This window comes from Thermanaeromonas sp. DSM 22490, assembly GCF_056378755.1.
In genome coordinates, this window is sequence record NZ_JBJHHE010000001.1 from 155,054 (window position 1) to 173,664 (window position 18,611).

Here is an 18,611-nt window from a genome sequence, read left to right on the forward strand (position 1 = left end):
AGTCCGTGTTCAGGAAAATCCTCATTGCTAACCGCGGAGAAATAGCGGTGCGAATTATCCGCGCTTGCCGGGAGCTGGAGATCAAAACAGTGGCGGTATTTTCTGAAGCCGATAGAAACTCCCTGCACGTGAAACTGGCGGATGAAGCCATCTGTATCGGACCCCCCTCGGCCGGGCGCAGTTACCTCAACATCCCCAATATTATAGCTGCTGCCCAGGTTACAGGGGTGGATGCTATCCATCCCGGCTATGGCTTCTTGGCCGAGAACGCTTACTTTGCCGAAATGTGTGCCACCTCTGGGTTTACCTTTATAGGTCCTTCGCCGCGCTCTATCCAGCTTATGGGGGATAAGGCAGTTGCCAGAGCGACCATGATCGCGGCTGGTGTACCGGTGGTACCGGGTTCGGAAGGCGTGGTCAAGGATGTGGACCAAGCCCTGGCTGTGGCCAAGGAAATAGGTTACCCGGTGCTGGTAAAGGCTGCAGCAGGTGGTGGCGGCCGGGGGATGCGGGTGGCCCAGAATCCGGCGGAGTTGCGCCAGGCAGTCCAGACAGCTCAGCAAGAGGCTGAGGCTGCCTTCGGTAACGCTCAAGTTTACCTGGAAAAGTACATTGAGGAACCTCGCCACATTGAATTTCAAATCTTAGGTGATACCCACGGGCATCTCATACACTTAGGGGAGAGGGATTGTTCTCTACAACGTCGGCACCAAAAGGTTCTAGAAGAAGCCCCCTCGACCGGGCTAACCCCTGAGTTACGCCAGGAGATGGGTAAGGTAGCCATAAAAGCAGCGGAGGCCGCAGGTTACTTTAGCGCCGGGACGGTGGAATTTCTTCTGGATAAATACGGAAGATATTATTTTATCGAAATGAATACTCGCATCCAGGTGGAGCACCCGGTTACGGAAGAGGTTACAGGCATCGACCTTGTAAGAGAGCAGATCCTTATTGCTGCCGGCGAGAAGTTATCCTACCGGCAGGAAGATATTCAAATCCGGGGCCATGCCCTGGAATGCCGCATCAATGCCGAAGATCCTGCTCATAATTTTCGCCCTACTCCCGGCCGGGTGGAGCGTTATCATGCGCCTGGCGGATTCGGCATCCGAGTAGACAGCGCTCTCTATGCCGGGTATGAGATACCGCCTTTTTATGATTCCCTCATTGCCAAGGTAATCGCCTGGGCGCCTACCCGGGCTGAGGCTATAGCTCGTATGCGCGGGGCTTTGCAGGAGATGGCAATAGAGGGGGTAACTACTACTATCCCCTTCCACTTAAAAATCATGGATAATGCCTTTTTCCGGCGGGGTGAAGTATATACGAATTTCATTCAACGTCGGCTATCAGAGTAGGTAAAGGGCCGTTGTAGTGAGCAACGGCCTTTGGTATAATGTAGAAAATAGGGAAAGGCGAGGTGTAAGAGATATGGAAACAAAAGCTATGGTAACCCCCGAGGTAGCGACCGAATTAGGATCTATCAGGATAGCCGATGAGGTAGTGGCCATCATCGCGGGGCTGGCAGCAACAGAAGTGGAAGGCGTGGCCGGGATGAGCGGGGGCATTGCTGGTGGAATCGCTGAGATGCTCGGCCGGAAAAACCTTTCCAAGGGAGTTAAAGTAGAGGTAGGGGAAAAGGAGGCCGCAGTAGATCTTTTTGTAATAGTTGAGTATGGTATAAGGATACCCGACGTGGCTATGAAAATACAGGAAAGGGTTAAAAGGTCTATTGAGAGCATGACTGGTTTAAAGGTAGTAGAAGTCAACGTGCACGTGCAGGGAGTGGCCTTCCCGCAGGAGAAGGCGGCTGAAGAAGAGCCAAGCCGGGTACGCTAGGGAGGGCTTGGAGAGGTGCAGCCTTGGGAACGGGCGATTCTCGCCCTTTATTCATTGTTAATGGGTGCCTTGAGCCTGGCTTTGGTAGCCACTAGCGCCGGTTGGACTATACTCCTTGATTTGTATGAGTTTACCCTGACGAACCTGGATTACCGCCTGGCGGGCGGTATTGTGGCGGCGGTGTTGTTCTTGCTCTCCTTACGGTTCTTTTTAGCCAGTATACGTGTACCGTCCAGGAACATAGAGCAGGCCTTGCTCCTTCGTGGAGATGCTGGGGAAGTAACTATTACCTTGAGTGCTCTGGAAAATCTGGTGATACGGGCGTCGCGCCAGGTTAAAGGGATTCGGGAAGTGAAGCCCCGGGTCAAAATCTTGCCGGAGGGTGTAGCTATCTTACTGGAGGTTAGTGTTACCCCAGAGCAAAATTTGCCAGCTCTAGCCCAAACTCTCCAGGAAACGGTGCGCAACTACATAACCGGGACCACAGGTTTAGAGAGCGTAGAAGTGCGCATCTTAATCAATGGTATTTTCCAGGACAGCGTGAGGCGGGTAGAATAGCGGGGTGAAGCCAGATTGGATTGGGATAGGGTTCTAAAAATGTGGCGTGAACACCGCGGCAAAATATGCGGGATAGGTTTGGGCTTGCTTTTTGGCCTAACAGTGGCTGTCCTGGGTCTGGGCAAAGCTCTTTTTATAGCCTTTTGCGTAGCTCTGGGCTACTTTGTTGGCCGTCGGATTGACGATCGTCAGAGTATAGGAGACTTGTGGGAACGTCTATTTGGCAGGCGCTGGTAGAGAGGGGAGAGCAGGCTTAAGTGAGTAGAAGGAAGGCGAGAATGGCAGCCCTGCAAGCCTTGTTTGCTGTGGATGTGGGTCGTACTCCCGAAGAAATAGCCCTTCAACATGTTTTAGAAGAGAACGAACTGCTTCCTCCCGATGTATCCTTTGCGCGGGAATTGGTCTCTGGGGTTTTGCACAACCGCCGGGAACTGGATAAACTGCTTGAACAATACGCCATTGGCTGGCAGGTAGACCGGATGCCTGCTGTAGACCGCAATATCTTACGCCTGGGCCTGTATGAATTGTTTTACTTACGAGAAGAAATCCCGCCTTCAGTGACCATCAACGAGGCAATCGAATTGGCCAAAGCCTTCAGTGGGGAAGAGGCTGGGCCCTTTATCAATGGCGTTTTGGACAGTATCCGGCGAGACGTGGAGGCAGGGAAGGTCAAGGGGAAACTGGAGGATAGTTCAGGTGGCTGTTCTGGGCATTGATACCAGCTGTTACACCACTTCTGTGGCCCTAGTGGATGAAAAACAAAAGGTGCTTTTTGACCACCGCCAACTGCTGCGAGTTCCCGAGGGAGAGTGTGGCCTGCAGCAGTCCATGGCGGTGTTTCAGCATATAAACAATCTGCCCGAGATTTTGGAAAAAGCCTTTAAAGTTGTTCCTCCCCAAGAAATCAAAATCGTGGCCGCATCCATTAAACCGCGGCCGGTGGCCGGGTCCTATATGCCCGTCTTTGTGGTTTCTTCCGGCCAGGGACGAATTCTGGCTGCCGGTTTGGGGGTACCTTTTTGGTCCACTACCCATCAGGAAGGCCATCTGCGAGCGGGTTTGTGGTCAGCTAATTTGGTTGCGCGGCACCCTTTCATTGCCGTACACCTTTCAGGTGGCACTTCGGAAGTTTTATTGGTGACACCGGAAAAAGGGGGTTTTATCGTTAAACTGGTTGGCGGCACCACCGATCTTCATGCCGGCCAGCTGGTCGACCGGGTAGGGGTGATGCTGGGCCTGCCCTTTCCGGCCGGTCCACACCTGGAGCGCCTGGCCCGTGAGGCCGATAGGGATGACGAGGAAATTACCCTGCCTTCGGCTGTGCAAGGATATAATTTTAGCTTTTCGGGACCAGCTGCACACGCAGAAAGGCTGGTCCGGCGGGGAGCACCCCCGGCAGCCGTAGCCCGGGCAGTGGAGAGGTGTATTGCCAACACTTTAGAAAAGGTCTTAAGGCCCTTAGTAGAAGAAACAGGCCGGAGAGACATTTTGATTGTCGGTGGAGTAGCGGCCAATCTTTTTTTAAGGGAACGGCTGCGCCATCGCCTGGAGCACAGGGCCGTGGGGGCCAGGTTATATTTCGCCGCACCAGAGTACAGCACGGACAATGCTGTGGGGGTAGCCCTCTTGGGTTTAGAGGGCTCTGCTTAGTTTTCCATGGTGTGCTTCAGGTAAAAATAGGGTTAGAGCGAAGCCCGCGGCGGGTATGAGGGCCATGAGGGATATGGCTGCAGGCACGCCTAAAGCGTCGGCAACTATTCCCAGTAGGAAAAGTCCCAATCCGCCCGTCCCGATGGCGAAGCCCATCATTAAGCCAGAGGCCATACCGATGTGCGCGGGCATGAGGTTTTGGGCCAGGACAATGGTCGGGGCAAAGGTGGAGATGAGGACAAAACCTCCCAGGGCTAGAAGGAGGAATAGCCAGGGCCCTTTGATATGGGGGAAGAGCAGGACGATAGGAACCATTATAGCCATGGATAGTAAAATGATATTTTTACATCCCCAGCGATCGGCCATCTTGCCGCCTACTAGAGTGCCTACCGCGCCGGCAACGAGAAAAACTGTGAGCAAAGCACTAGAGAAGGTTGGATCACCATGTAAGTAGTTTATATAATAAAAGGGTATGTAATTAGTTAGCCCTGCATGAAGCCAAGAGCGCATTATTACCACTACCAGGAGAAGTAAAAGGGCTTTTAAATTGTTGGCGCCGGTTGCTTTATTTAAGTCTTGAGGTCTGGTACTTGCTTTTCCGGCCTGGTGCACAGCTTCGGCTCGGCTAAGGTAGGGCAGCGAGCGCCAAAGGAGCAGAGACAGTAACCCTGCAGGTATCAACAACAGAGGTGAAGCCTTCAGTCCGCCATGGGCCAGGAGCAAACCGGCTGCCAAGGGCCCCAGGCCAAAACCCAAATTACCCCCTACAGAAAAAATAGCCATAGAGCTGGCCTGGTGCTGGCCGCTTAAATAGTGGGCTGCTTTAGAAGCTTCCGGATGGTAACTGGCCACCCCCAGACCGCTTAAAAACACGGCGGCCACAAAGGCGAGGTAGTTAGGAGCCCAACCGGCCAAAGCCATGCCCATAGTTGCCAGGAAACAGCCCGCAGGAATTAACCAGCGGTGGGCCCTGCGATCAGACCAGAAGCCAAACAGGGGCTGAATTACAGAGGAACTGATGCTGGAAATGAGAGCTACCAGGCTGGCAGCCGTATAGGATAGGCCTAAGTAGTCTTTATATATAGGTAAAAAAATTGGTAGCAAACCCTGGTTGACATCGGTCATGAGATGGCCTAGGCTAAGGAGATAGAGATAATGCTTGGTTTTGGCCACATAGCCTACCTCCAATCCTAACTCATATTAAACCTTCTGTGCTTCTTGGTCAAGGGAAGGGAGCTGGATTTTTTAGCAGGAACATGCTTTTTTAAGCAGAATTATAAAAAGTTAGGCCAGAAAAGTCTTATTTAATTTTGGGGAGGGAGCATGATATGTACCCTATAGTCAAAAAAAAGATACTGGCTAAAAACATTAAATTGCTGGAGATTAAAGCTCCAGATGTGGCCAGTAAGGCTCAGGCCGGCCAGTTTATTATCTTGCGCATTGATGAGCCGGGCGAACGCATCCCCCTAACCATTGCTGATTTTGATCGCGAGCGAGGTACTATTACTACCATTTTCCAGGAGGTCGGCTATACTACCCAGCAGTTAGGCCAGCTGGAAGAGGGCGACTTTTTGGCCGACTTTGTAGGCCCCTTGGGGCAACCCACAGAAATAGAAAATTATGGATGGGTCGTATGTGTAGGCGGTGGCGTGGGAGTTGCACCCATTTATCCTATAGCCAGGGCCCTTAAAGAAGCTGGTAACGAAGTAATTTCTATAATAGGTGCGCGCAGCCGCGATCTATTAATTTTAGAGGATGAGATGAGGGCTGTATCAGACGAGCTGCTGGTAGCTACCGATGACGGCTCGTACGGGCATAAAGGTTTTGTAACGGATCTGCTCGTTAAAGTTTTACAGGAGAAGCAGGTGAACCGGGTGTGGGGTATTGGTCCCGCGGTGATGATGAAGGCGGTGTCTGAGGTTACGAGGCCCTTTGGTGTTACCACCATCGTCAGCATGAACCCCATTATGGTAGACGGTACGGGTATGTGCGGGGCGTGCCGCGTCAGTGTGGGCGGTGAGACCAAGTTTGCCTGTGTGGACGGCCCGGAATTTGATGGCCACCAGGTGGACTGGCAGTTAGCTTTGCGCCGTCTTAGCATGTATAAAGAGGAGGAAGCTCGGGCTTTGACTTTCCACGAAGAGAAGAGAGGTGGTTGCCGATGCCAGTAAATCTTCAGAAAACCCCTATGCCCTCCCAACCGGCTGCGGAACGCATCCGTAATTTCCAGGAAGTAGCCTTGGGTTATACAAGGGAACAGGCTTTACAGGAAGCCCAGCGCTGCCTGCAGTGTAAAAAAGCCCCCTGCCGCCAGGGATGCCCGGTAGAAGTGGATATTCCCGCTTTTATCGGCCTTATCAAAGAGGGAGACTTTATCGGAGCCATCAATAAGATTAAAGAAAAGAACAATTTGCCGGCTATCTGCGGCCGGGTCTGCCCCCAGGAAAATCAATGTGAAAAGTACTGCACCCTCACTAAAAAGGGTGACCCGGTGGGCATTGGCCGGCTGGAGCGCTTTGTGGCTGACTATCAGCTGAGTCAGGGCGACAGTGAGCTTCCCCCTAAAGTGCCTGCTACGGGCTTTAAAGTGGCAGTGATCGGTTCAGGTCCGGCCGGGTTGACGGCAGCTGCAGATCTGGCTCGTATGGGCCATCAAGTTACTATTTTTGAGGCGCTCCATGTACCCGGCGGTGTCTTAATGTATGGTATTCCCGAATTCCGTCTGCCCAAGAGGATTGTTCAGGCTGAAATAGATTATATACGGAGCCTGGGAGTAGAGATCCGTACTAATGCAGTGGTAGGTAAAATGGTAACGGTAGATGAGCTGCTGGATAATGGTTATGATGCTGTTTTTATAGGTACTGGTGCCGGTCTGCCGTACTTTATGGGCATACCGGGAGAGAATTACCTGGGTGTCTATTCGGCCAATGAATTTCTTACCCGCACTAACTTAATGAAGGCCTATCTTTTCCCGGAGTATCTTACCCCCATCAAGGTGGGCAAGCGGGTAGCGGTAATAGGTGCCGGTAATGTAGCCATGGACGCCGCCCGGACGGCTTTGCGCCTCGGGGCCGAAAAATCCATGATCGTGTACCGCCGTTCCGCCGAGGAAATGCCGGCGCGGAAAGAAGAAGTGGAACATGCGGAGGAAGAAGGAGTAGAATTTCACTTCTTAACCAGTCCGGTGGAGATTCACGGCAATGAAGCGGGATGGGTCACCGGTATGACCTGCATCCGGTATGAGCTGGGCGAGCCCGATGCAAGCGGCAGGCGGCGGCCGGTAGCCATTCCTGGTTCGGAGTACCGGATGGAAGTGGACACTGTCGTTATCGCCATCGGCCAGGGGCCCAACCCTTTGGTGCTGAGGACCACGCCTGGCCTGGAGCTCACCAAGAAAGGGACCATTGCTGCTGATGAAGACACAGGGGCCACCTCCCGCCAGGGCGTTTTTGCCGGTGGGGATATTGTGACCGGGGCGGCCACGGTTATTCTGGCCATGGGTGCCGGCAAGAAGGCGGCTCGGGCCATTGATGCTTATCTACGGGAGAAAGGGGATAAGAAGAATGGCTAACATTATCGATGGGAAAAAGATTGCTGCTGAAGTGCGGGAAGAAGTGAAAAAGGAAGTGGAAGAATTAAGAGCTCGAGGGGTGACCCCGGGATTGGCCGTTATCCTGGTAGGCGATGACCCGGCCTCCCAGGTCTATGTGCGCAACAAACATCGCGCCTGTGAAGAAGTGGGTATTTACTCCGAAGTACACCGCCTGACTGCCACTACCAGCCAGGAAGAGCTCCTCAAGCTCATTGAAGAGTTGAATCACGACACAAGAATCCATGGTATTCTGGTCCAGCTACCGTTACCTGAGCACATCGATGAGAAAAAAGTTATCGATGCCATTGCTCTAAACAAGGATGTAGACGGTTTTAGCCCTGCCAATGTAGGCAACCTGGCAATCGGCGACAAGTGCTTTTATCCCTGTACTCCCCACGGGTGCATGGTGCTCTTAGACAAAATCGGAGTGGATCCTAAAGGCAAGAAGGCTGTAGTAGTGGGGCGCAGCAATATTGTGGGAAAGCCCATGGCCATGATGCTCCTGGCCCGGCATGCTACCGTAACCATTTGCCATTCCCGCACCCCTGATCTGGCTGCCGAATGCCGGCAGGCCGATATCCTGGTGGCGGCAGTGGGCAGACCTGAGCTTATCACCGGGGATATGATCAAAGAGGGTGCGGTGGTCATTGATGTGGGCATTAATCGCTTGTCCGACGGGAAGCTGGTGGGAGATGTACACTTTGAGAGCGCAAGCGAAAGGGCTTCCTGGATCACACCGGTTCCCGGCGGCGTGGGCCCCATGACCATAGCTATGCTCCTTAAAAATACTGTGGAGGCCGCCCGGAGGACGTGTTAGTCCGGCAGCGTATCTTAAGTGTCGGCGAGCTGACTTTCTATATCAAAGGGCTTTTAGACAGGGATAGCCTTCTGGCTAATGTATGGGTAAAGGGTGAAATATCGAACCTCAAGTGGCATTCTTCTGGCCATCTTTATTTTAGCCTTAAGGATAAGGCAGCGGCTTTGCGCTGTGTTATGTTCCAAGGCCGCTGCCGCGGTCTTAACTTCAGGCCCGCTAACGGCAACCAGGTTGTTGCCCGGGGCTACATTTCCGTCTATGAGCGGGATGGCCTTTACCAGCTTTACGTCCAGGACCTTTTTCCGGCGGGTATGGGCCTTTTGGAAATAGCCCTTCAGGAATTAAAAAGTCGGCTGGAGAAGGAAGGTCTCTTTGATAAAAGCCGGAAGCGCCCTCTGCCTAAACTTCCCCGCCGTATAGGAGTAGTCACCTCCTTAAACGGAGCAGCTTGGCGCGATATAGTGACGGTTATCCGCCGGCGTTACCCGGGGATGGGCATTGTCCTAGCGCCAGCGGCTGTCCAGGGTGACACAGCAGTGCAGGAGATAGTGATGGCCTTAGAAAACTTAAACCGGTGGGGACAGGTGGATGTTATTATTGTGGGCCGCGGCGGCGGTTCGGCGGAGGATCTATCTGCCTTTAACACGGAAGAAGTGGCCCGAGCTATTTATGCGTCGCGCATCCCGGTTATTGCGGCTGTGGGGCACGAAACGGATTATACCATTGCGGACCTGGTGGCCGACCGGAGAGCTCCTACACCTTCGGCCGCAGCAGAAATGGCTGTGCCCGTGCGGGCGGAATTGGAGCGGGAGATACTGGGCCTCCAAGGAAGGCTGCAACGAAGTATATTGCAGCAAGTACATTTGTTGAGGGCCAAGGTAGAGCGTCTGGCCCGAAGCCGGGGCCTAGCCCGTCCCCAGCATGAGATTTACTGGCGGCAACAATATGTAGATGGCCTGGAACAGCGCTTGACCGCTGCCTGGAAGGATCGCTGGCAGGAAAAAATAAAGGAGCTGGAGTTGCTAATAACCCGTTTAGAGGCAGCTAGCCCCTTGACCATTTTAAGAAGAGGTTATGCTGTATGCCGGCACCGAGGCGGGGGACCGGTAATAAGATCCAGCCGGGAAGTGAAAGCAGGGGAGAAGGTGGAGGTTATCTTACAAGCAGGGGCGCTTCACTGCCTCGTGGAAGAGTTGGAGGAGGAGCGAAGTTGGCAGAAGAAACTAAATTGACCTTTGAAGAGGCCCTGGCCAAGCTGGAGGCTGTGGTAGAGGCCCTGGAAGGCGGGGAGCTAAAGCTGGAAGAAGCCCTGGATTATTATCAAGAGGGCATACGCTTAGTGCGTTTTTGTCGTGAACAGTTGAACAGATTTGAGAATAAGCTCCAGGTATTAATGGCCGGGGAAGATGGGGAACTGGTTATTCAGGAAGTAGAGCTGCCGGGGGTAACGGAGAGATGAAGAATCTGGAGGTCTATTTGTCTGAGCGCAGGCAGCTCATTGAGGAAGCCCTGAAGGCCAACTTGCCCGATCCCCACTGTTATCCCCCCCTTATTCACGAAGCCATGCATTATAGCCTGTTTGCGGGTGGGAAAAGGCTGCGCCCTATTCTGGTGCTGGCAGCGGGCGAAGCCGTGGGCTGCCCCCACGACCGCTTGCTTCCGGCGGCTTGCGCCGTGGAATTATTGCATACTTACTCCCTGATCCATGATGATTTACCGGCTATGGATAATGATGACTTTCGCCGGGGGCGTTTAACCTGCCATAAAGTTTATGGGGAAGCCATAGCCATCCTGGCGGGCGATGCTTTGCTCACTGAGGCCTTTGGACTCCTGGCCAGGCAAGTGGAGGCCGGTAGCACGCCGGAGTCAACAGTGGCTGCTATCAAAGAGCTGGCCAGCGCGGCCGGTAGCCAGGGCCTGGTCGGTGGACAGGTAGTAGATATACTGGCGGAAAAGCAGACACCCGATCCCCAAGTGGTAGAGTATATTCACCGCCACAAGACGGGCAGTCTCATCCGGGCCTGTGTGCGTATCGGGGGACTGTTGGGCGGAGCTACAGAGGAACAGTTGGATAAATTGAGCCGGTACGGGGAAGATATAGGTCTAGCCTTCCAGATTGTGGATGATTTGCTGGATATATTAGGAGAATTTTATGAGACGGGCAAGCCGGTGGGCAGCGATTTAAAAAAGCAGAAGGTTACCTACCCTGCCTGTTTTGGTATAGAAGTATCTCGCCGGCGGGCACAGGAACTGGCTAGCCGGGCTGCCCAGACAGCAGAAGAGCTGGGGGCAGGAGCTTGGCCCCTTGTAGCTCTGGCTAAATATATAGTAGAGCGCAAGAGCTAGCAAGAGTTTGCAAGAATAAGCTATCGTGAAGTACATGGTGGCTGCTTAGCTTTCTTTGAACCTAAAAACCTTGGTGGGCTGCAGCGTAGTGTGGTCCCCTGCCTTACGCCTTGCTGTACGCTTTAAGATGCCGTATAATACACAGTATCAAAAAGATAAGGCCTATCAGTTTAGTGGGTGGCACAGTATCCTAGTCAGTGCTACCATTCCTGAAGACGGGCCTAAAAATCCGTCAAGGGCACACCGATGAAGTTCCTGGTGCTGGCTGCCGACGCCCAGTCGGGGGTTGGTGCTGGGAGTTAAGGAAGGGGGGCGATCTACAATGGCATGTAGGCGTGGACCCTCCTTCCGCGGAGACCCAAGTGCGTGGGAAAGTCCCGTGGCAGGAGCGAGTACTATGGCTTGGGGTAGAAACCTGCAGTCGGTACAACGGGTGCTGGCTGCAGCGTAGCCTGCCTTGAGCGGTTGTGGTGGAAACCGGCCTTCTTAGTAAGGCTGCTGTCCGGCTCCGCTGCCTGGAGCGCTGGCAGTTCAGTTGAAACCACAATTGCAAAAGAGGCTAGGGAATGGATAGTACTGTTGAGGAAAACTCCTAGGCTGTTTACCGTTACGGTAAGACCTGCCAGGGATTAAAGTGTGCGCTAAGTGGTAATCCAGTCCTGTAGACGGCGACGTTACAGGGCAACCTTTAAAGGGAAACCGCCGCTACGGCGACGTGCGGTAGGTTGCCGGGAAATCCTACTGGACCTAAGCCACAGCGTTTACCTGGCAGGTTGCCACCCACTTTCATATGGAGCGTACATACCGGGAAAGGAAGCAGGGGTATTTGGGTAGTAGCAATCAAGGGCGGCGCCCCTGGCGTAATGCCTTAAGTATAGGGACAGGCACTTTTTTTTTGGCGCTACTCATAGGATATATTTCTCAGACCTTTATCGGCCGCCTGGGATCGCTGGTGGTATCCTTTGTTCTGTTAATGGTTATAATCGTTACAGGTATTGCCTTTGATATTTTAGGCATAGCGGTGGCGGCTGCTTCCGAACCCCCTCTTCATGCGCGGGCGGCTAGAAAAGTATCCGGTGCCAAACAAGCTATATGGCTGCTGCGCAATGCGGATCGGGTGGCCAGCTTTGCCAACGATGTAGTGGGGGATGTGTGCGGAACTATAAGCGGCGCCATCGGCGCCAGCCTTCTCTTTCGTCTCGTGGGGAGTGAAGGTGCGGAGAATATACTGCTGAGCACCGGTATGACAGCTATTATTGCTGCTCTAACCGTAGGGGGCAAAGCCCTGGGCAAAAGTTTTGCTATACGGGAAGCCGATGAAATAGTATTTTTAGTGGGTCGAGTTATAGCCTTGGTAGAGAGGTTTACTAAGGAACCCCTCACCAATAATAGCCCACGAAAGGGTAAAGCAAAATGAAGATCCTGGATAATATCGCGTCACCGGCCGATTTAAAACGCTTAACTTTGGAGCAGCTGGAGTCTCTGGCCCAGGAAATACGCGAGGAAATAGTAAGAGTGGTGGCCCAAAACGGAGGCCACCTAGCTCCTAATTTGGGTGTGGTGGAGCTTACCTTGGCCCTCCACCTGGTCTTTGATTCTCCTCGGGATAAAATTATCTGGGATGTGGGGCACCAGTGTTATGTGCATAAAATCCTTACGGGCCGGAGACCGCGTTTTGCTACTTTGCGCCAGTTTGGGGGCCTAAGCGGTTTCCCCAAACGGGCGGAAAGCCCCCATGATGTTTTCAATACTGGGCATAGCAGTACTTCCATTTCTGCGGCTTTGGGTATGGCGCTGGCCCGGGACCTGAAGGGAGAGAATTTTAAGGTTGTAGCGGTTATCGGTGACGGTGCCTTAACCGGTGGCATGGCCTTTGAGGCTATGAATCACGCCGGTCACCTCAAGACCGATTTGATTGTAGTATTAAATGATAATGAGATGTCCATTGCCGGGCCAGTAGGCGCCATGGCTGCCTATCTTTCACGCTTGCGCACGGATCCCCGTTATTCCCGCAGCAAAGAAGAGCTGGAAATTTTGCTGAGGCGGTTGCCCCGTGTAGGCCCTAAGTTTTTGCGTTTAATGGAACGCTTAAAAGACAGCCTCAAGTATCTGGTAATACCGGGCATGCTTTTTGAAGAGCTAGGTTTTACCTATCTGGGGCCCATTGACGGGCACAGTATCGCCCAACTAAAAGAAGTATTGCAGCAAGCCAGTCGTATGCGCGGGCCGGTGCTGGTGCACGTGCTCACCAAAAAGGGAAAAGGTTATCCTCCGGCTGAGGCCAGACCAGAAGTTTTCCATGGAGTGGGAGCTTTTGATCCCCAAAGCGGTGAGATTTTGGGCCAGGGCGGCCCTCCCACTTTTACCTCAGTTTTTGGTGCCGAGCTGGTACGGCAGGGAGAAAAGGACGAGCGCATAGTGGCCATTACAGCGGCTATGCCGGAGGGCACAGGGCTTATTCCCTTTGCCCGGCGTTTCCCCCGGCGCTTCTTTGATGTAGGAATTGCCGAACAACATGCCGTAACTTTGGCCGGCGGTCTGGCAGCCATGGGTTTAAAGCCGGTGGTAGCGATATATTCTACTTTTATCCAGCGTGCAGTAGATCAGGTAATACACGATATAGCTTTAATGGGCCTCCCGGTTACTCTGGCCCTGGACCGGGCTGGCCTGGTGGGTGAAGATGGTGAGACCCATCAGGGCGTTTTCGATATTGCTTTACTCCGGTGTGTACCCGGTATGGTTTTAATGGCTCCTAAAGATGAGCAAGAGCTGCGCCACATGCTGGTCACGGCCTTAAATCTTAAGGGGCCGGCGGTGTTGCGTTATCCCCGGGGTAAAGGGGTAGGAGTACCTCTGGTAGGAGCAGCCAAACCGTTACCGGTGGGCAAGGGAGAAGTTTTACGGGAGGGTAGCAAGGCAGCTATTATAGCCCTGGGTCCCCTGGTTTATGCGGCCTTAGAGGCTGCTGAGGATTTGGCCGGGCGGGGTATAGAAGTAGCAGTAATCAATGCCCGGTTTGTTAAACCTCTGGATACCGAGTTAATTATAAAATGGGCCCGGCAAACAGGACATATAATTACCTTGGAAGAGCATGCCATTGCCGGGGGTTTTGGCAGCGCAGTTTTAGAGGCCCTGGCTGCTGAAGGGTGTACAGAGGTTAAGGTTAAATGTTTAGGCATTGGCGATATTTTTGTCACCCATGGCAAACCTGAACTTTTAAGGGAGCACTTGGGGTTGACCGCGACCTCTATCGCGGCAGAGGTGGAGAGGTTATTAAAAGGTGAGAGTATGCTGCCGGCTACCTGTCCGGCAGCAGCAAAGGAGTTATCCAGTGGGTAGTACGAAAAAACGGTTAGATGTATTGCTGGTAGAGAAGGGATTATTTCCCAGCCGCGAACGGGCCCAGGCCGCCATTATGGCGGGAGAAGTCTTGGTAAACGGTAAGGAGATCAGCAAGCCAGGTAGCCTGGTGGATCCGGAAGCGGAGATCAAGATTTTAAACCTGTCTCTCCCCTACGTGAGCCGTGGGGGTTTAAAATTAGAGCGGGCCTTACAAGTTTTTGGTGTGGAGGCAGCAGGAAAGGTAGCCCTAGACGCCGGCGCTTCCACCGGTGGTTTTACCGACTGTTTGCTTCGGCACGGTGCTCTTAGGGTACATGCCGTAGATGTAGGGTATGGCCAGTTGGACTGGAGTTTACGCCAGGATCCCCGGGTTGTAGTTCACGAACGGGTAAACGTCCGTTATTTGACGCCGGAGATCTTGGGCGAAAAAGTGGACCTGGCCACCCTCGACCTCTCTTTTATTTCCTTAAGTAAGGTATGGCCTGCTATCTTAAATTGCCTGCAATCCCACGGGCAAGTCATATCCTTAGTTAAACCCCAGTTCGAAGCCGGGCCGGAACGAGTAGGAAAAAAAGGAGTGGTACGCGACCCCCGGATTCACTGTGAAGTATTGCTAACGGTTTGTGCTACAGCTCAGGCCCAAGGATTTTCCATCTTGGGGCTTACTCATTCTCCCCTTTTAGGACCGAAAGGAAACAGGGAGTTCTTTTTATGGCTGGGCTTAAATTGTCCGGGATTGACGCTAGCGGAGGTAAAAGATTTGGTTCCTGCTGTGGTAACCAGGGCCCATGAGGAGCTCCAGGGCGGAAAGGGGTGAAGCCTTGGTGGCCGCAGACCTTTTTCTTCTGGGGCTGGTAACCGGTGTTGTACTGGCCCTGTGGTGGTTTAGAAGGCGGCAAGCTCTAAACCTTGCTGCCCGGCTCCGACGGGCCAGAAAGGCGGAAAAAGAAGCAATCCATGTATTAGCTGAACGAGGTTATAAGGTTATCGATGTTCAGCGCCGAGTACCCGTAGTAATGATAGTAGACGGGCGGGAATATAAAGGGTCCGTTCAGGCAGATTTAGTGGCCCGCAAAGGGGGTAAAATTTATATAGTAGAAGTTAAGAGCGGCCGCCAGGGCCAGGAACCGGGAAGGGCCACTACTAGGCGGCAATTGTTGGAATATTTTTTGGTATACCGGCCTGATGAGGTCCTCCTGTTGGACATGGAGAGCCGGAAAATACACCGTGTCTCTTTTCGGTTGGGGAACAACTGGTATAATAGATTCGAGAGGCTACCAGCTGTCTGGAAGTACGCCTTGGCTGGAGCGGTAGGAGCTTTAGTTACTTGGCTAGGTTTAGGAAATGGGCTGGGGAAATGAGGGACTGCTTTGCAAAAAATCGGCTTGATAGCTAATCTTAATAAACCGCAGGTACGGCCTGTGGCCTCAGAACTGATGGATTGGCTGGAGAAACGCGGGGTACAGCCCCTGGTGCTGGAGAGCACCGCTGCAATGTTGGGCTGCCCTCAAAGAGGAGCAGGGCCTCACGAGCTGACCGAAGCAGACTGCTTACTCTCCTTAGGCGGAGATGGTACGCTTTTGCGGGCTGCGCGCCTGGTAGCGGATAAAGGAACTCCCATTTTAGGGGTCAATCTAGGCCACCTAGGTTTTTTAACGGAGATAGAATTAAACGAGCTTTTTCCCTCAGTGGAACGGTTGCTCGCGGGGGACTTTAGCATAGAAGAGCGTATGATGCTACAAAGTCGCCTGTGGAGGAGAGAAAGAAAAGCTTCTTTTATAGCTTTAAATGATGTCGTTATTACTAAAGGCGCCTTTTCTCGGATGCTCAAGCTGGAAGTCTATGTAGCCACGGATTATCTAGATACTTATACGGCTGACGGCTTGATTGTATCTTCGCCGACTGGCTCTACTGCGTATTCCCTTTCTGCCGGTGGCCCTCTCGTTTCACCAGAACTGGAGGTAATGATTTTAACTCCTATCTGTCCCCACACCCTTTATGCTCGCCCCTTGGTAGTACCGGGGGACCAGGAAATCCACGTCAAGGTTTATACCGCGGGAGCCGAAGTTATGCTGACCGTAGACGGCCAGCAAGGGATGCAATTAAACCATGGTGACCAAGTTGTAACTTCGCGTGCCAGTACACCTACCCGCTTGGTACGCCTCCGGGAGAGGTCTTTTTATAGCTTGGTAAGGGAAAAATTGCGGGAAGGAGGTAGCCGGCATAGAAATAGAGATTGATGGCCCTGGCGAGGAGGGATGAAGAAGGTTAAACGTCAACACCTTATTTTATCTATTATTGCCGAAAAATCCATTGAGACCCAGCTGCAATTAACTCAGGAACTCAGAGCGCGGGGTTTAAAGGTAACCCAGGCTACTGTGTCTCGCGATATTAAAGAGTTAGGTTTAATAAAAGTGCCGTCGGGGGAAAATAGCTATCGCTATGCTCCTCCACCGGAAGAGCGGAGGTTAAACCCCTATGTGCGCTTGCAGCGGCTGTTTCAGGATTCAGTAACTAAGGTTGACTTCAGTGAAAATCTCATCCTTATCCGGACTCTTCCCGGTACAGCCCATGCTGTGGCTTCCTGCATTGACCAAATTGAGTGGAAGGAAATAATAGGTACCGTAGCCGGGGATGATACTATTTTAGTTATTGTCAAACCCAAGGAAGCGGTGCCCGAGATTTTTAATCGTTTTCTGGCTCTGCTGTCTTAGGGGGTAGCGTATGTTACAAGAATTACAAATAGAAAATTTTGCTTTGATTGAAAAACTGCAGCTCACCCTGGGGCCGGGCTTAAATGTTTTAACAGGAGAAACCGGGGCCGGCAAGTCTATTATCATCGACGCTATAGGCTTACTGGTGGGAGCGCGGGCTTCGGGAGAATATGTAAGAGAGGGTAGCGAACGGGGTCAGGTCAGCGGGCTTTTTTATTGCCAAGGATTAAAGGGAATAGAGGAAACCCTTAAAGAATTAGGCCTAAGCCCGGAAGAAGATGGGGCTTTACTTCTCACCCGCGAGCTCAGCCGCAGCGGCCGCCATTCCTGCCGCATTAACGGTCGCAGCGTGACCCTTTCCATGTATCAGAAGGTAGGTCAGCAGCTCGTCGACCTGCATGGTCAGCACGCTTATCAGTCCTTGCTGCGACCCAGCTATCAACTGCAATTACTGGATAATTTTGCCGGTCTTCAAGCTTTGCGCCAGGAAGTGGCCAGTATTTACGCCCAGTGGCGGGTTAAGCAAAAGGAACTGGCCGACCTTTGCGGCAACCCTGAGGAGAGGGAAAGACAAAAGGATTTATTGCGCTTTCAGGTAGAAGAAATAGACAGGGCTGCTCTGCGGGCGGGGGAAGAAGAAGAACTGCGCCAGGAGCTCAACCTCTTGAATAATGCTGAGGAATTAATGCGGGGGGCGGAAACGGTTTATGCCCTTCTTTTTGGCGGGCAGGGAGCCAGAAGTCTGGCGGCCTATGATCTCCTGGCCCGGGCCGAAGACCAACTAAAGTCTATGGCCAACTTGGATCCAATGGTCGAAAAATGGTTTGCCCAGCTGGAAGAAGCGAGGCTCCAGGTGGAAGAAGTAGCTCAGGCTATAAGGTCTTACGGCGAAAATTTGGAGTTCAATCCCCAACGCATCCAGGAGATAGAGGAACGGCTGGAGCTTCTACGGCGTTTGCGACGCAAGTACGGCAATAGCCTCGAAGAAATTTTGCGTTTTCGAGAAGAAGCTGCTTGCACCCTGGCCAGGCTGGAACAGAGTGCGGAAATTTTCAGTTCCCTAGAAAAAGAAATAGAGGAATTGGCAGCAATTTATAAAGAAAAAGCTGAGCAGCTCCGGGCATTGCGCACCGAGGCCGCTCGTAAATTGGAAAAGGAAATAGAGCTGGCTTTAAGGGACTTGGCCATGCCCTCAGCCCGCATCGAAATCCTTTGCCGCCACCAGGAAGAGCCGGGTCCGGCGGGAATGGATGAGGTGGAGTTTTTCTTCCAGCCCAATCCTGGCGAGGGAAGTTATCCACTAGCTGAAATTGCCTCTGGCGGCGAAATGGCCAGGGTTATGCTGGCCCTCAAAAGCATCTTGGCAGCGGTAGATGAAATTCCCACTTTAATTTTCGATGAAATCGATGCCGGTGTAGGCGGCCAAGCTGCCCGAGCAGTGGCCTTGCGTTTAGCCTATATAGGTAAGCGGCATCAGGTACTCTGCGTGACGCATTCAGCTCAACTGGCTAGCTTAGCTGATTACCATTTTAATGTAGACAAGGTAGTATCTGGGGGACGAACTTATACCAGGGTAAGGGAATTGCACGGGAAAGAAAGGTTGTCGGAACTTGCGCGTTTACTGGCGGGTGAAACCAGCGAAGTTGCTTTAAGGCACGCAGCAGAGCTTTTGGACCAGGCAAAAGTAATTAAACGAAATTAAAGCAAAATATCCCTAGATTTCACCTCCTGGCAAGCCAAACCTCGTTAATAGGCCGTTTTT

General features: G+C 52.6%; 20 protein-coding genes. 19 read left to right on the forward strand and 1 reads right to left on the reverse strand.

Features of this window, described 5'->3' with window-relative positions; translation table 11 throughout:
* The first annotated feature begins 5 nt into the window (after positions 1-5).
* From accC to AC1BI1_RS00780, 6 genes are all read left to right on the forward strand, one after another.
* Positions 6-1,349: an acetyl-CoA carboxylase biotin carboxylase subunit gene (gene accC / locus AC1BI1_RS00755; protein ID WP_476715350.1), complete on the forward strand. Its 1,344-nt coding sequence runs from the start codon at positions 6-8 to the stop codon at positions 1,347-1,349.
* Positions 1,350-1,422: 73 nt separating this feature from the next.
* Positions 1,423-1,830 carry an Asp23/Gls24 family envelope stress response protein gene (locus AC1BI1_RS00760; protein ID WP_476715351.1) on the forward strand — a complete coding sequence of 136 codons (408 nt, stop codon included), beginning with the start codon at positions 1,423-1,425 and terminating at the stop codon, positions 1,828-1,830.
* A 15-nt stretch (positions 1,831-1,845) separates the two neighbouring features.
* Entirely contained in the window at positions 1,846-2,388 is a 543-nt protein-coding gene (gene amaP, locus AC1BI1_RS00765) for an alkaline shock response membrane anchor protein AmaP (RefSeq protein ID WP_476715352.1), read from the forward strand.
* 15 nt (positions 2,389-2,403) lie between these two features.
* Positions 2,404-2,625 carry a DUF2273 domain-containing protein gene (locus AC1BI1_RS00770; RefSeq protein ID WP_476715353.1) on the forward strand — a complete coding sequence of 74 codons (222 nt, stop codon included), beginning with the start codon at positions 2,404-2,406 and terminating at the stop codon, positions 2,623-2,625.
* Positions 2,626-2,645: 20 nt separating this feature from the next.
* Positions 2,646-3,104 carry a transcription antitermination factor NusB gene (nusB, locus tag AC1BI1_RS00775; protein WP_476715354.1) on the forward strand — a complete coding sequence of 153 codons (459 nt, stop codon included), beginning with the start codon at positions 2,646-2,648 and terminating at the stop codon, positions 3,102-3,104.
* Complete coding sequence (locus tag AC1BI1_RS00780) at positions 3,085-4,038, forward strand: Kae1-like domain-containing protein (protein ID WP_476715355.1); 954 nt, start codon at positions 3,085-3,087, stop codon at positions 4,036-4,038. The genes nusB and AC1BI1_RS00780 overlap by 20 nt, the downstream gene beginning before the upstream one ends.
* On the opposite strand, the gene AC1BI1_RS00785 is transcribed toward AC1BI1_RS00780, so the two are convergent.
* Positions 4,021-5,211, reverse strand: a complete 1,191-nt coding sequence (locus AC1BI1_RS00785) for an MFS transporter (protein WP_476715356.1) — start codon at positions 5,209-5,211, stop codon at positions 4,021-4,023. The genes AC1BI1_RS00780 and AC1BI1_RS00785 overlap by 18 nt on opposite strands.
* A gap of 155 nt (positions 5,212-5,366) precedes the next feature.
* Between AC1BI1_RS00785 and AC1BI1_RS00790 the strand changes: the two genes are divergently transcribed.
* The 13 genes from AC1BI1_RS00790 to recN all read left to right on the forward strand — a co-directional run bounded on the left by AC1BI1_RS00790 (position 5,367) and on the right by recN (position 18,551).
* Positions 5,367-6,209, forward strand: a complete 843-nt coding sequence (locus tag AC1BI1_RS00790; RefSeq protein WP_476715357.1) for a sulfide/dihydroorotate dehydrogenase-like FAD/NAD-binding protein — start codon at positions 5,367-5,369, stop codon at positions 6,207-6,209.
* Positions 6,200-7,609, forward strand: coding sequence for an NADPH-dependent glutamate synthase (gene gltA, locus AC1BI1_RS00795; protein WP_476715358.1), 1,410 nt, complete (start codon positions 6,200-6,202; stop codon positions 7,607-7,609). Before AC1BI1_RS00790 ends, gltA begins: the two co-directional genes overlap by 10 nt.
* Positions 7,602-8,447: a bifunctional methylenetetrahydrofolate dehydrogenase/methenyltetrahydrofolate cyclohydrolase FolD gene (gene folD / locus AC1BI1_RS00800; RefSeq protein ID WP_476715359.1), complete on the forward strand. Its 846-nt coding sequence runs from the start codon at positions 7,602-7,604 to the stop codon at positions 8,445-8,447. Before gltA ends, folD begins: the two co-directional genes overlap by 8 nt.
* On the forward strand, positions 8,441-9,679 hold the full coding sequence (xseA, locus tag AC1BI1_RS00805) for an exodeoxyribonuclease VII large subunit (RefSeq protein WP_476715360.1): 1,239 nt from the start codon (positions 8,441-8,443) through the stop codon (positions 9,677-9,679). Before folD ends, xseA begins: the two co-directional genes overlap by 7 nt.
* Complete coding sequence (xseB, locus tag AC1BI1_RS00810) at positions 9,658-9,906, forward strand: exodeoxyribonuclease VII small subunit (protein ID WP_476715361.1); 249 nt, start codon at positions 9,658-9,660, stop codon at positions 9,904-9,906. Before xseA ends, xseB begins: the two co-directional genes overlap by 22 nt.
* Positions 9,903-10,793 (forward strand): polyprenyl synthetase family protein, encoded by an 891-nt coding sequence (locus AC1BI1_RS00815; RefSeq protein WP_476715362.1) that lies wholly within the window; start codon positions 9,903-9,905, stop codon positions 10,791-10,793. Before xseB ends, AC1BI1_RS00815 begins: the two co-directional genes overlap by 4 nt.
* A gap of 826 nt (positions 10,794-11,619) precedes the next feature.
* A complete protein-coding gene (locus AC1BI1_RS00820) occupies positions 11,620-12,210 on the forward strand; it encodes a hypothetical protein (protein ID WP_476715363.1) in 591 nt (196 codons plus the stop codon).
* Entirely contained in the window at positions 12,207-14,132 is a 1,926-nt protein-coding gene (dxs, locus tag AC1BI1_RS00825) for a 1-deoxy-D-xylulose-5-phosphate synthase (protein ID WP_476715364.1), read from the forward strand. Before AC1BI1_RS00820 ends, dxs begins: the two co-directional genes overlap by 4 nt.
* Positions 14,125-14,952, forward strand: a complete 828-nt coding sequence (locus tag AC1BI1_RS00830; protein WP_476715365.1) for a TlyA family RNA methyltransferase — start codon at positions 14,125-14,127, stop codon at positions 14,950-14,952. The genes dxs and AC1BI1_RS00830 overlap by 8 nt, the downstream gene beginning before the upstream one ends.
* Before the next feature lie 7 nt (positions 14,953-14,959).
* Positions 14,960-15,496 carry a hypothetical protein gene (locus AC1BI1_RS00835; RefSeq protein WP_476715366.1) on the forward strand — a complete coding sequence of 179 codons (537 nt, stop codon included), beginning with the start codon at positions 14,960-14,962 and terminating at the stop codon, positions 15,494-15,496.
* 9 nt (positions 15,497-15,505) lie between these two features.
* A complete protein-coding gene (locus AC1BI1_RS00840) occupies positions 15,506-16,375 on the forward strand; it encodes an NAD(+)/NADH kinase (RefSeq protein WP_476715367.1) in 870 nt (289 codons plus the stop codon).
* An 18-nt stretch (positions 16,376-16,393) separates the two neighbouring features.
* Complete coding sequence (gene argR / locus AC1BI1_RS00845; protein ID WP_476715368.1) at positions 16,394-16,849, forward strand: arginine repressor; 456 nt, start codon at positions 16,394-16,396, stop codon at positions 16,847-16,849.
* Between the two features lie 10 nt (positions 16,850-16,859).
* Entirely contained in the window at positions 16,860-18,551 is a 1,692-nt protein-coding gene (gene recN / locus AC1BI1_RS00850; RefSeq protein ID WP_476715369.1) for a DNA repair protein RecN, read from the forward strand.
* The last annotated feature ends 60 nt before the right edge of the window (positions 18,552-18,611 follow it).